The following is a 12,829-nucleotide window of genomic DNA, read 5'->3' on the forward strand; positions in this document are numbered from 1 at the left end:
TTGACACATTGTCGGCAAGATACTGACGTTGTGTCAAGAACCGTACCACGATTCGGTTAGGGTCGCCTTACTTTCGGCCAGGCTCGATAGTCCCCCACGAACGGGATTCTTGATCGACTCAAGAATCCCGTTCGTGGGGGACTACCGCGGCTCAGACGGCACCGAGGGCGCGGAGGACGAAGCGCTCGACGGCCTCGGTGGGGAGGTCGCGGGGGGAGAGGCAGGCGTGGATGAGGGAGATGGTGGCGCCCTCGTCCTGGACGGTGAAGTCGCCCGAGGCGATGCCCTCGGCGAGGAGGTCCTGGAGGACCTGCTCGACCTCGACCACGTGGTCGCGGATGGCGAGCATCGAGTCGCGCGACAGGGCGCCGTAGAGCTGGGTGCCGAGACCCATGTGGAACTGCTGGCCGGCCTCGAGCTGGTGGCGGACGTAGACGCGGAACCGCTCCACCGGTCCCTCGACGTCAGTGAGCCCGGCGCGCAGGCCCTCGAGGTAGCGGGTGGTCTCGTGGGACGCGAATGCCACCACGACCGCCTCCTTGTCGGGGAAGTGGTGGTAGATCGCCGTCCGGCCGAGGCCGGCGGCCGCCGCGAGCTGGGCCATGCTGATCGCGTCGAAGCTGCGCTTGGTCAGCAGCACCGCCAGGGCGTCGAAGACGCGCTGGTGCACCTGCTCACGATGCTCCTCGACGGAGCCGGCGCTGATCCTCGGCACGGGGCCGAGAGTAGCCCTCGTTCAGGCCACCACGAGGGTGGCGGTCCGGGTGGAGGCGGCGACGCCACGAGCTGGTAGCGACCCTTCGCGAGCCTGGGCACGACGACGGTGGCGCGGCCCGAGCGGAGCGCACCGGTCAGGGTGCGGACGACCTGGGCGCCCTTCCCGACCCTGATGGTCGCCCTGCCGGTCGGCGTGGTCGTGGGCGAGGTGACGGTGACGCGGGCCGAGCCGGCCCTGGTCCGGGTCGGCTTCGTGACGACCGCGAGCGCGGTGGCGCTGGCGGCCTTGGCGACCACGAGGGTGGTCGCCCCGGTCGACGGCGTGGTCGCCACACCGCCGAAGTAGGTCGCCGTGAGCGGGTGTCGGCCGACCGCACGCCTCCCCAGAGCGACCGTCGCCCGGCCGTCGGTCAGGATGGCCCGGCCCAGCTCGGTCGAGCCGCTGCGCACGGCGACGGTCCCGGTCGTCGTACCGCTGACGGTGACGGTCGCCGTGGCGACCTGGCCGAAACGCGTGCTGGGTGCGCTGACTGCGGTGGTCGTCGCGATCTGGCCCGTCAGTCCCAGGTCGACGTCGACCGGGAGCGGGGGCTTGTTGTCGTTGAGGCCGCCGCACGAGCTCGAGTAGAAGTGCGGGCTGACCGAGGCCGGCATCGCGTTGACGAAGGCTGCCGGCCACGAGCCCCAGGTGCCCGAGCAGGTGGCCTGCGCGGGGTCCTCGGTGACGGTGACGCCCTGGTAGGCCGGCGTGAGCCGGAAGGTGTCGCCCGACACCACGTCGGCGCCCGCGCCGAAGCTGAGCACGGTCAGCCGCCCGAGGTGGCGGGCCGGGCTGGGGTTGCCGTCGATGTCGACGCCCGCGCCGATGGTCACGTCGAGGGTGAGCGCCCCGCTGCCGTCGGCGGCGGTCGTCAGGCGCGGGTCGGCGTAGATCTCGTCGGGTGCGTGGTAGGAGGCCGGGTAGGCGTTGACCGTGTAGGACCCGCTCCACGCCAGGGTCATGGCCCCCGTCGCGGGATCGGCGGTGCCGGTGCCCAGCACGAACTTCACGGCGTTGGGCGTCCTCTGCGGCGAGCTCGCCGGCATCGACGTGTCGCCGGGCAGGGCGGCGTACTCGGACTGGGACCCGTTCGAGGTCGTGCCGAGCAGCGGCGTCGCGTTGCCGGTGCTGGCCGGGAGGCGCCACGGGCCGAAGACGCCCTTCTGGGCGTAGCCGTTGAGCCCCCAGGTGAAGGTCGCGCCGCTGACCTGCTGGGGCGCGGCGTGCGCGGGCACCGACGTCGCCGTCAGGACGACGGGGGTGGCGGCAGCGACGAGCACGGCGGTGAGCGTGGTGGTGAGGAGGCGGCGGATCGCGAGGTTCCCTTCGGGAGCGCGCGGCCCGAGCGGACCGTCAGCAGGGTCAGGCCGGCGGCGCCGACCAGGAGCAGGCCGCCGAGCCACCACGTCCACGAGGGCCCGGACCCGGCGGTGCCGGCCTCGCTGGTCTCGGCGGCGAGGGCGTAGACGGTGGGCGGCACGACGGGCTGGGGTACGGCGACCGCTGCGGCGACCGGTGCTGCGGAGGGCACGGCGCCCGGCTGGGGCGGGATCGACGGGCCGGGCAGCTGGGTCACGGCCGGCAGCGTGGGGGCGACCGGGGCGGCGGGGACCGTCGGCGTCGGCGGGGTCGGGCCGACGGTGGTGGTGGGGGAGGCGGACGGGTCGGTCGGGTCGGTCTCGTCGTCGGTGGGCTCGCTCGTGGGGTCGGTCGGGTCGGGGACCGCGCGGTCGGCGTCGAAGGTGATGGTGACCGGGGTGGGCACCTTGTGGGAGTCGGCCGAGCCGCCGGAGGAGTACCAGAACGCCGAGGACCCGACGCGGTCCATGTAGGCGAGGAAGGTCGCGGGGAAGGCGCCCCACGAGCTGCCCTCGCGGACCTGGCCCTCGCCGCCGCGGACGCCGAGGTAGGCCGGCTGGGCCGAGAAGCCGTCGTCGCCGCTGAGGTCGACGGCGGGCAGGTCGGCGACCACGACGCGCTGGGCGGGCACGGCCGACCACTTGTCGGGGTCGTCGCGGTCGGCGGCGTAGCCGGCCAGGGTGGCGCTGAGCCGGCCGACGCCGTCGGCGACGACGAGCGAGGGGTTGGTGACGGTGAAGAACGTGAAGCCGGAGTAGTAGACGACCGAGAACGTGCCGGTCCAGCTGATCGTCGCGGTGCCGGCAGCGGCGTCGACGGTGCCGGTGCCACCGGTGAGGACGACCCGGTGGCCGGAGAACGGGCCGGTCGTCGAGGTCAGCGGGGTGCCGTCGGCGGCGGTCGAGAGGCCGGCGAAGCTCGCGCCCGCCCAGGTGCCGTCGGCGCGCCGCTTCTGGAGCTCGACCTCGCCGGCCCTAGCCCGCCAGGCCTTGGTGGTGGTGCCGCGCCACACGCCCGGGGTCACGATGTTCTGTCCGCCCTTGCCGGGGTCGGGCACCGCGCCGGCGGACAGGAAGTTGTAGGTACCGGGCGCGAACGCCTTGTTGTTGCTCTCGTTGTTGAGGCCCCAGGCGAGCACCGCGTCGTCGAGGGCGACCGGCCCGGTGGGCTCGGTGGGCTCGGTCGTCGTGGTCTGGGTGGGGGAGGTCGGGGACGTGGTGGGGTCGGGCGTCGGGGTCTCGTCGGCGGAGGCACCGCCGGCGAGCGCCAGGCCGGCCAGGAGGAGGACGACCAGCGACACCGCCGCCGCGACGAGGCCGTGCGCGCGGGCGCTCATGCCGGGCTCGTCTGGCCGGTCGGGCCGGCTGGGCCGGACTGGCCTACGGTACGCCGACCGCGCAGCCGGACGACCGCGAAGGCGACCAGGGCCAGCAGGAAGGCCAGGGCGGCGACGCCGAGGAAGACCAGTCCGCCCTGGTCGTCGCCGTTGCCGTCTCCGTCTCCGTCGCCGGGCGTCGAGGTCGATGCCTGCGCCGGTGCGTCGCCGGCGGCGACCGGGAACAGCTCGGAAGCCTCGGTGCCGGAGGCGGCGCCGGTGACGCGCAGCTCGTGGGTGCCGACGCCGAGGTCGGCCGGCAGCTGGAGCACGCCGGCGACCTCGCCGGAGGTGCCGGCGAGCATCGGGCCGAGCGCGGCGACGCCGTCGTCGAGGGTGGCGACGACCTGCTCGCCGGGCGTGAAGCCCTGGGCGGAGAAGGACATCGCTCGGCCGCTGACGGCGGTGGGCCGGTCGACGGTCACGGCCGGGGTGCCGACCGCGACCTGGGGGGCGCCCGTGGTGGGAGACCCGGCCGCGGGCGCCGTCGAGGCGGTGGAGCCGGGGGTCTCGCTGGCGGTCGCGGTGGGCGCTGCGGTCGTCGGCGTCGTGGTGGGCGCGGTGGCCGGCGCGGCGTCGTACACGCTGGCGAACCGGACGGGGGTGAAGGTCTCGTTGCGGGCGTTCTTGACGCCGTGGGCGCCGATGGTGATGACCCCGCAGGTGACCGTGCGGCAGTCGACCTCGGCGACCTCGCCGTCGCGGTCGACGCTCTGGAAGACAGGACCGGGGACGGTCATGTCGACGGTGAAGCCGCCCGACGGCGACAGGACGGCCGCCGCCTCGCCCGCGGTGGAGCCGCCGGGGAAGGCGACGAAGCGCAGGTAGCCCTTGCTGTCCTCGGTGCTCTCGGCGTCGGGGATGTACTGGTAGTCGCGGCCGGTCAGGCCGCCGCGCGAGGGCCGCCAGGCGCCGCCCCCGGGGTCCTTGACCCAGCCGAAGAGGACGTAGACGCCGCCGAAGCCGCCGCGGACGACCTGGAAGCCGTCGCCCTCGATGGTCAGCTTGGTCTGGTAGGTCAGGTCGGCCTGGTCGCCGCCGCGGTCGTTGGTGACGTCGACCCTCGAGTCGGCCAGGGCGGGAGCGCCGCCGAGGACCACCAGCAGGGCCGTGATCGCGGTGGTCAGGACGAGGACGGTGCGCCTCATGGCTGCTCCTTCGCCGTGCGCCGGTCGGGCAGCACGAGCAGGTCGCCGGTGACCGGGTGGGGGAGCACCTCGATCGGGTAGTCGTAGACCTCGCTCAGCAGCGGCCCGCGCAGCACCTCGGCCGGCGGGCCCTCGGCGGCCACCCGGCCCTGCGCGAGCAGCACCACCCGGTCGGACCAGGCAGCGGCGAGGCTGAGGTCGTGGAGGACGACCACGACGGCCGCGCCCTCGTCGGCCTGGGCGCGGGCCCGGGCCAGCACGGCCTCCTGGTGCCCGAGGTCGAGCGCCGCGGTGGGCTCGTCGAGCATCAGGACGCCGGTGCGCTGGGCGAGGATGCGGGCGAACGACGTCCGCCCCTTTTCACCGCCGGAGAGCGCGCCGAACGAGCGCTCGCCGAGGTGGCTGATGTCGGCGGTGGCCATGGCCTCGGCCACCACGTCGTCGTCGAGGTCCTCCTCGGAGCGGCCGCGCCAGGGCGCCCGCCCCATGCGGACGACGTGCTCGACGGGGAACGGGAACGCGACGCTGTGCTCTTGTGTGAGCACTGCTCTCTCGCGGGCGAGGTCGCGGAGGCGCCACTCCTCGAGCGACCGGCCGAGCACCTCGACCTTGCCCTCGGTGGCGTCGACGTCGCCCGCGAGCACGCCGAGCAGCGTGGACTTGCCGGCGCCGTTGGGGCCGACGAGCGCGAGGACCTCGCCGTGGCGCACGTCGAGGTCGACACCGTCGAGCACGATGGTGGGGCCGTAGCGGACCACGACGCCGCGGGCGACGAGGGCGCTCACGACCAGCCTCCGGCCGTGCGACGGGTACGACGCAGCATCCAGAAGAAGAACGGTCCGCCGACGAGCGACGTCAGCATGCCGATGGGCAGGTCGGCGCCGGCGACGAAGCTGCGGGCGGTGGTGTCGGCGATGACGAGGACGAGCGCACCGGCCAGCATGGACGCCGGCAGCACGATCCGGTGGCCGGGCCCGGTGACCATCCGCACCAGGTGGGGCACGACGAGGCCGACGAACGCCACGATCCCGCAGAAGCTGACGGCGGCCGCGGTGAGCAGCGCGACGACGACGATGAGCCCGACGCGGAGGCGCTCGACGTCGACGCCGAGGTGGCGGGCCGGGCGCTCGCCGAGGGCCAGCAGGTCGAGCCGGCGGGCGCACGCGAGCGCGACGAGGCAGCCGACGATCGCGAAGGGCGCGACGACGGCGACGTACTGCCAGCGGCTGCCGTTGAGGCTGCCGAGCTGCCAGAAGACGATCTGCTCGCGGGCCTGGGTGTCGCCGACGAACAGCAGGAAGGCCAGGGCGGCACCGGCGACCGCGTTGACCGCGATGCCGGTGAGCACGAGCGTGACGACCTCGGTGCGGCCGTCGGCGCGGGCCAGCGCATAGACCGCGAGGGTGGTGACGAGACCCCCGACGAAGGCGCAGACGGCGATGGTCCACTGCCCGGCGAAGGTCCAGGAGAACGCGATCGACGCCGCGGCGGCGACGGCGGCCCCGCCGGAGACCCCGACGACGCTCGGCTCGGCCAGCGGGTTGCCGAAGACGCCCTGCATGAGGGCCCCGGCGACGCCGAGGGCGGCACCGACGACGATCGCCATCGTCACGCGCGGGAACCGCACCGACCACAGGGTGTCGTCGCCCCGCGGGTGGGTGGGCATGGGGCCGAGGTCGAGGCCGATCCGGTGCAGCACCGACCCGACGACCTGGTCGAACGGGATCACGAGCTGCCCCGAGCCCGCCGCGACGAGCGAGGCGAGCAGCAGGCCGACCGAGAGCGCGACGACGAAGACGGCCGAGCGGGTCGGGCGCCTCCGGCTCGGGGTCGGTACGCCGGCCGGCGCCCTGGTCGGCACGGGTGCGGTCTGCGTCACGGCGGTCAGAGCGCGTCGGGCGCGTAGAGGGCGACGGCGACGGCGTTGAGGACGTCGGAGGTGCGCGGGCCAAAGCTGAGCACGACGTCGTCGTCCATCGCGACGATCCGCTCGTGCTCGCCGGCCGGGGTGTTGGCCAGCGCCGGGAACCGCTCGAGCAGGCCGTCGACGCCGCCGACGGACTCGAGTCCCTTGCTCATCATCAGCAGAACGTCGGGGGCGGCCTCGATGAGGGCCTCGTCGGTGACGGGCTTCATGCCGTTCCAGCCGATCTCGGCCGCGACGTCGTAGCCCCCGGACGCCTCGATCAGGGCGTCGGCACCCGAGCCCTCGCCGAACATGTAGTAGACCCCGGCCTGGCCTCGCACGTAGAGGAAGACGGTGCGCAGCTTGCCGGTCACGTCCTGGGGCGCGACCTCGGCGATCGCGGCCGCGGTGTCGGCGGCCTGCTTCTCGATGCGGGCGCCGAGCTCCTCGCCCGCCGCCGTCATGCCGAGCGCGTCCGCGACCTCCTGGGTCAGCGACGCGAGGTTGTCGATGCCTCGCTCGGAGTCGGTGAAGACCACGGGGATGCCCGCGTCGCGCAGCTGCAGCAGCACGTCGTAGGGGCCGAGCGAGGTGTCGGTGATGACCACGGTGGGGTCGAGGTCGAGGATCGCCTCGGCATTGAGCTCGTGGCCGTTCTCGGTGACCAGCGGGCGGTCCGCGATCTCGGGGAACGACGCCGACAGGTCGCGCCCGATGACGTTGTCGCCCAGGCCGAGGTCGAACACGGTGTGGGCCAGGGTGCCGTAGATGTCGAGGGCCAGGATGCGGCTGACGTCCTCGACGACGACCTCGGTGCCCTGGGCGTCGGTCACCGTCGCGGGCAGCTGCGGCTGGGGGTCGGCCTCGACCGGGACGATCTCGGGGTCGGGCAGGTTGAGGTCGACCACGCCGTCCCACGAGCGCGGGTCGTCGAGCGGTGTGACGTCGGACAGCGTGGGGACCTGCGTCTCGGGCCGGTCAGCGCTGTCGCCGTCGCCGTCACCGGAGTCGAGCACCGGGCCGCAGCCGGCGAGGAGCAGCACGGTGAGCGAGGTGCCCAAGGTGGCACGCAGGGTGAGGCGGGTCATCAGTGTCGATCCTGTGTGTGGGCGAGCGCCGAGAGGAAGGCAGCATAACCTGATTAAGGTATGCCTAACCTCACCGCCTCCGTCCCGGGGTGACCTCCCCCTGGCCCCGGGACACGCCCCGGACCGCGTCAGGGGCCCGGTGCGGTGAGCATCCCGACGACCATCGCCACCAGGTTGGCCGCGAACGGCTCGAGGTCGAGCTGGCGCCGGGCCGTGGGCTGCTCGCCGGCGCGCCCGCGGTCGGCGATGGCGCGCAGGATGAACGCGGTCACGAGCGAGAGCCGCTCGGCCCGCAGGTCGTCCGGCATCGAGGGCACGCGGCGCTCCAGCAGCGCGTAGGCGTCGTAGCCGCCCATCCGCTCCAGCGCGCTCACGACCTCGGGGTCCATCGCGGCCGGGTCCTCCTCGACCAGCTGCGCCAGGATCATCAGGTAGGCGCGACCCTGCCCACCCAGCTCCGCGAGCTCGACCGCCGGTCGGACGAGGGCCTCGACGGCGGAGGCGAGGTCGGTGTCGGGCCGGCCGTGGGCCACGGCGAGGAGCTCGTGCTCGCGGCCCGCGAGCAGCTCGACGTGCTGCTCGAGGACGGCGACGAGCATGCCCGTGCGCGACCCGAAGTGGTAGTGGACGGCACCGCGGTTGCGCTGGCCGGCCTGGCGGGTGATCTCGAGCAGCGACGCCGTGTGGACGCCGTGCTCGGCGAACCCGAGGGTGGCGGCGACGACCAGCCGTCGACGGGTCTCGTCGGCTGGGCTCGACCCCGGGACGACGCTGTCCGGTCCGGCCACGGCGTACGCCTCAGATTCCGGGTACGACGCGACCCAGCAGGTCGCCCATCCGGCTCGCGGCGGCGCGTCCGGCCTCCAGCACCTCGGCGTGGTCGAGCGGCTCGCCGCTGATGCCGGCCGCCAGGTTGGTGACCAGGCTGATGCCGAGCACCTCCAGGCCCGCCTCGCGGGCGGCGATGGCCTCGAGCGTGGTGCTCATGCCGACGAGGTGGCCGCCGATGGCGCGGACCATCCCGATCTCGGCCGGCGTCTCGTAGTGGGGCCCGGGGAACTGGACGTAGACGCCCTCGTCGAGGCTCGGGTCGACCTCGCGGCACAGCGCCCGCAGCCGGGGCGAGTAGAGGTCGGTGAGGTCGACGAAGTGGGCACCCTCGATGGGGGAGCGGCCGGTCAGGTTGATGTGGTCGCTGATCAGCACCGGCGTGCCGGGGCTCCAGGTCTCCTTGAGGCCGCCGCAGCCGTTGGTGAGCACGATCGCGCGGCACCCGGCGGCGGCAGCGGTGCGTACGCCGTGCACGACGGCCGCGACGCCCTTGCCCTCGTAGTAGTGGGTGCGGCTCAGGAAGACGAGCAGCTGCTTGTCGCCGGCCTTGATGCTGCGGATCTTGCCGGAGTGGCCGACGACCGCCGCGGCGGAGAAGCCGGGCAGGTCGGTGGTGTCGATCTCGGCGGTCGCCTCGCCCAGCGCGTCGACGGCCGGCAGCCAGCCGCTGCCGAGGACCAGCGCGACGTCGTGGCGCTCGACCCCGGTCAGCTCGGCCAGGCGCGCGGCCGCGGCGGTGGCGGCCTCCTGGGGGGAGTCGGGGGATCCGGCAGCAGGGGAGTCGCTCACAAGGCGAGACTCTAGGACCTCCCGGCCCCGGGTCCGAGCCCGCCACGGACCGGGCGTCGACGTTTGGTGGAGGGCCCACGGGTAACGCTGGACGCGTGGATCCCGAGAAGTACTACCTCGACCTGACCTCGGGCGACCCCGGCCGGATCGCCCAGCTGGTGGCCGACGCCGCCGCCTCGAGCCGCTCGGTCGACGCCGACGCCCGCGCGATCGTCGACGCGGCCTCCAAGCCGCTGCAGGTCTGGTGGGGCGGCCTGGCCCGCAAGATGTTCGAGACCCAGGGCCTCGAGGCCTACCTGTCGGCCGCGATGGCGTCGTTCCGGCTGCACCGGGGGAGCGTGGCGCTCGACGTCGTCGCCGACGGCTACCGGACGACGTGCACCTCGGCCGACGAGGCCATCCAGGTCTGGCGCGACCGCCCGAAGGACCTGCCGCCGTTCAGCGAGACGCTCTACCGGCTGACCGTGGTCGGTCGGCTGCGGGTCATCGAGGGGCTCTACAGCGTGGTGCTGTCGCGGGCGGTGCGGGCGCTGCGCAAGGTCGACGACGAGATCGACGAGTGGGTCGGGCGTGGCGCCGTCCTCGACTACGTCTTCTACCTCGACCAGGACGCGCTGCCCGGGGCCCGCATCCCCGACTCCGGGATCAACGGGATCCCCGGCGGCTGGACCCAGCAGGGCCTCGCCTACGACCCCGCGACCGGGCAGTACCTCGTCACGTCCTACGACCCGCGCGAGGGCGAGACCGACGGCAGCCGGCTCAGCATCATGGGCGCCGACGGCACCCCGCTGCACACCGTCGACCTGGGTGGCGCGCCCGGCTCGAGCGCACCCGGCGCCGACCACCAGCCCAACCACTCCGGCGGGGTCGCCGTGCAGGGCGACCGCGTGCTCGTGACCTCGACCGAGGACGCCGGCAGCTTCGTCTACGTCTACCGCCGCAGCGACCTCGAGGCGGCCGGCGAGGGCGGGCACGTGGAGGCGATCGACAAGATCAGGGCGCCCGCGTCGTCGTACGCCACGGTCGGGCCGAACGGCGAGCTCTACCTGGGCAAGACCGACGGTGCGCTCTACCAGGTCGAGCTCAAGGACGGGGAGTACCAGGCGACCCAGTCGTGGCACGCCCCCGACAACGCCAACGGCGTCGTGGTCCAGGAGGGCGGCGTGTTCACCTTCGCCGTGCAGTCCGGCCGCGACGAGCGCGGCCAGCTGGTCACGGTCGACTCCGGCGACGACGGCGGCATCAGCCAGAGCGACCTCGACGGCGCCCGCACCCACGACGTCGGCAACATGGTCCAGAACCTCGCGATCGTCGACGGCCGGATCGTCAGCATCAGCGAGGCCGGTGCGTCGCAGTACTCGCCCTCCTCCACCGAGGCCGCGAAGGACTGGAAGCTCTGGGGCCAGACCCACCTCGGCGAGCTGGTCAACGGCGGCGCCGGCTACGACGTCGATCCGCGCACCATGCGCGAGGCCGCCCACGACCTCGACACCGCCTCCCACGGCATCGACGACGACCTCGGCCGCATCCGCGCCCTCGACCTCCCCTCCCGCGTCCTCGGCGACGTGGGCGGCGCCGACGCCTTGGCCGCCGCCGCCACGGCGTACTTCGACCGGGTGGCGCGCCGGTTGAAGCGCTCCTCCGACTCGGTCGGCGTCTCCGTCACGGGGTTGCTCGCCGCCGAGAAGCTCTACCGGTTGAGTGACGAGGACGCGGCTCACGACGCCTCGCGGATCGTGGACAAGATGGTGTGATTTTTGGGGTGGGCGGGGTCGGCAGGAATACCCGGTGCACCGGGTATGCCTGCACTTCGGGGCCAATGCAACCCCCACGAACATCAGGGGCAAGCCCCGATGTTCAGATGTGCCTTTCAGACCGATGGTTCGACCGCGCACCTCATCCAGGCGGCCATCCACAGGCGGTCAGAGGCCCGGTTTGTCCCCAGGGCGAGCCGGGGCAACCACGCCGCCATGATGCGACCACCTGCCGAATGGCCACCCGACGACCCGCGACTCACCCCGGTCCTCCTGCGCAAGGAGCTCATTGCTGCCGGGTACAACGACCGCGCGATCAAGCGCCTGGTCGACGGCGGTGTTCTCGACAAGATCAAACGCGGTGCGTACGCCGACGCCGTCAAGCGTGCGCTGCTCGACGCAGTTGGTAACTACGCGCTTCGCAACCGCGCGGCGGTCAAGCAGGCCAAGACCGGGGTCGTGCTCTCCCACGTGTCCGCGGTGCCGGAGTACGACGCGCCGACGTGGGGCCTCGACCTCTCGATCACCCACCTGACGCGGCTCGACGGCAAAGCAGGCCGCAAGGAGGCGGGCATCCAGCAGCACTGCGGCACGATCCAGCCGGGCGACGTGGTGACGCGCAACGGGGTCCAGGTGATGGCGCCGGCCCGGGCGGGTCTGGAAGTCACCACCGTGACCAGCGTCGAGGCCGGCTTGATCTTCGTCTGTCACCTGCTCCACCACGAGCTCACGACCATCGACGAGCTCGTGAAGCGATACTCGTCGATGGAGCACTGGCCGAACACGCTCCATACCGACATCGTCCTGCGGCTGGCTCGCCCCGAGCTCGAGAGCGTCGGCGAGGTGCGTACGTTCTACCTCTGCTACCGGCATGCGATCCCCATGCCCGAGCCCCAGTACAAGGTACGGAACGCGTGCGGGGACGTGGTGGCCCGCCTCGACTTCGCTTGGCCGGAGCTCGGGGTCTGGCTGGAGTTCGACGGGAAGGTCAAGTACGAGAAGCTCCTCCGGGATGGCGAGCGTGCGTCCGACGTCGTGGTGCGCGAGAAGGAGCGCGAGTCGATGATCGGCCGACTGACCGGATGGCGCTGCCTCCGCATCACCTGGGCCGACCTCGAGCACCCGGAGCGCACTGCTGCGCGGATCATGGCGTTCCTCGCAGGCACTGACGCCTGACGGGACATCTGCGGCCGGACCTCGGGGGTTGTTCAGTCGCCTCTGGGGTGTTGCAACCCCCGTTAGGTGTAGGAATACCCGGTGCACCGGGTATTCCTGCCGTACCCGACACCCCCCAGGGCATCCAGAACCTCGACCTACAGGCCAGTCGACCGACAGTCACGCCGCCGCAACGCAGACACGTAGTCAGCGGGCGCGTCGGCAGCCTCGGCGGCGTCGGCGAGGACGCCGAGGGTGACGGCGGAGGGGAGGCCGCCCTCGTAGGCGTCGAGGACGTAGGTCCACACCACGAGCTCGCCGGTCATGGTCGAGACCCTGACCTTGGTCTTGCGGTAGAGGCCGGAGTCGGCCTGCTCCCAGCCGTCCAGCGTGGACTCGTCGAGGGGGCCGACGTCGTAGACGGCGACGAAGACCTGCTCGAACGGGTCCTGCACCAGGGTGGGGAGGGCGCCGTCCCAGCCGTGCTCCTCGCCGCCGAACGTCAGGCGCCAGCCGGTCAGCCAGCCGGTCGTCTGCAGCGGGGAGTGGGGGCAACGCTCGCTCATCCGGGCCGGGTCGAGGTTGCTCCCGTAGGCGGCGTACAACGTCACGGAAGGAAGGGTAGTGCCCGCGGCGGACCGGCCTGGGGACCGCACTACGATCGGAG

General features: G+C 73.0%; 12 protein-coding genes. 2 read left to right on the forward strand and 10 right to left on the reverse strand.

Annotation, left to right across the window (positions count from 1 at the left end):
* Positions 1-151 precede the first annotated feature (151 nt).
* The 9 genes from Q7T52_RS11620 to Q7T52_RS11660 all read right to left on the reverse strand — a co-directional run bounded on the left by Q7T52_RS11620 (position 152) and on the right by Q7T52_RS11660 (position 9,253).
* Positions 152-670 carry a TetR/AcrR family transcriptional regulator gene (locus Q7T52_RS11620; protein WP_304802624.1) on the reverse strand — a complete coding sequence of 173 codons (519 nt, stop codon included), beginning with the start codon at positions 668-670 and terminating at the stop codon, positions 152-154.
* Complete coding sequence (locus Q7T52_RS11625; protein ID WP_304802626.1) at positions 631-2,037, reverse strand: Ig-like domain repeat protein; 1,407 nt, start codon at positions 2,035-2,037, stop codon at positions 631-633. Before Q7T52_RS11625 ends, Q7T52_RS11620 begins: the two co-directional genes overlap by 40 nt.
* Positions 2,004-3,452: a hypothetical protein gene (locus Q7T52_RS11630; protein ID WP_304802628.1), complete on the reverse strand. Its 1,449-nt coding sequence runs from the start codon at positions 3,450-3,452 to the stop codon at positions 2,004-2,006. The genes Q7T52_RS11625 and Q7T52_RS11630 overlap by 34 nt, the downstream gene beginning before the upstream one ends.
* Complete coding sequence (locus tag Q7T52_RS11635) at positions 3,449-4,639, reverse strand: hypothetical protein (protein WP_304802630.1); 1,191 nt, start codon at positions 4,637-4,639, stop codon at positions 3,449-3,451. The genes Q7T52_RS11630 and Q7T52_RS11635 overlap by 4 nt, the downstream gene beginning before the upstream one ends.
* Entirely contained in the window at positions 4,636-5,424 is a 789-nt protein-coding gene (locus tag Q7T52_RS11640; protein WP_304802631.1) for a heme ABC transporter ATP-binding protein, read from the reverse strand. Before Q7T52_RS11640 ends, Q7T52_RS11635 begins: the two co-directional genes overlap by 4 nt.
* The gene (locus Q7T52_RS11645; protein WP_304802633.1) at positions 5,421-6,500 is read right to left on the reverse strand and encodes an iron ABC transporter permease; all 1,080 of its coding nucleotides are present in this window, start codon (positions 6,498-6,500) and stop codon (positions 5,421-5,423) included. Before Q7T52_RS11645 ends, Q7T52_RS11640 begins: the two co-directional genes overlap by 4 nt.
* 23 nt (positions 6,501-6,523) lie before the next feature.
* The gene (locus Q7T52_RS11650; protein WP_304802635.1) at positions 6,524-7,633 is read right to left on the reverse strand and encodes a hemin ABC transporter substrate-binding protein; all 1,110 of its coding nucleotides are present in this window, start codon (positions 7,631-7,633) and stop codon (positions 6,524-6,526) included.
* Positions 7,634-7,761: 128 nt separating this feature from the next.
* Positions 7,762-8,421: a TetR/AcrR family transcriptional regulator gene (locus tag Q7T52_RS11655; RefSeq protein ID WP_304802636.1), complete on the reverse strand. Its 660-nt coding sequence runs from the start codon at positions 8,419-8,421 to the stop codon at positions 7,762-7,764.
* 10 nt (positions 8,422-8,431) lie between these two features.
* The gene (locus Q7T52_RS11660; protein ID WP_304802638.1) at positions 8,432-9,253 is read right to left on the reverse strand and encodes a purine-nucleoside phosphorylase; all 822 of its coding nucleotides are present in this window, start codon (positions 9,251-9,253) and stop codon (positions 8,432-8,434) included.
* Between the two features lie 95 nt (positions 9,254-9,348).
* Between Q7T52_RS11660 and Q7T52_RS11665 the strand changes: the two genes are divergently transcribed.
* Positions 9,349-11,007 carry a hypothetical protein gene (locus Q7T52_RS11665; RefSeq protein WP_304802640.1) on the forward strand — a complete coding sequence of 553 codons (1,659 nt, stop codon included), beginning with the start codon at positions 9,349-9,351 and terminating at the stop codon, positions 11,005-11,007.
* A 45-nt stretch (positions 11,008-11,052) separates the two neighbouring features.
* Positions 11,053-12,183 carry a type IV toxin-antitoxin system AbiEi family antitoxin domain-containing protein gene (locus Q7T52_RS11670; RefSeq protein ID WP_304802642.1) on the forward strand — a complete coding sequence of 377 codons (1,131 nt, stop codon included), beginning with the start codon at positions 11,053-11,055 and terminating at the stop codon, positions 12,181-12,183.
* Positions 12,184-12,320: 137 nt separating this feature from the next.
* Here Q7T52_RS11670 and Q7T52_RS11675 read toward each other — a convergent pair whose 3' ends face one another.
* Positions 12,321-12,773, reverse strand: a complete 453-nt coding sequence (locus Q7T52_RS11675) for a gamma-glutamylcyclotransferase family protein (RefSeq protein ID WP_304802644.1) — start codon at positions 12,771-12,773, stop codon at positions 12,321-12,323.
* Positions 12,774-12,829 lie beyond the last annotated feature (56 nt).

The organism is Nocardioides sp., from assembly GCF_030655615.1.
In the GTDB taxonomy this organism is placed as follows: Bacteria; Actinomycetota; Actinomycetes; order Propionibacteriales; family Nocardioidaceae; genus Nocardioides.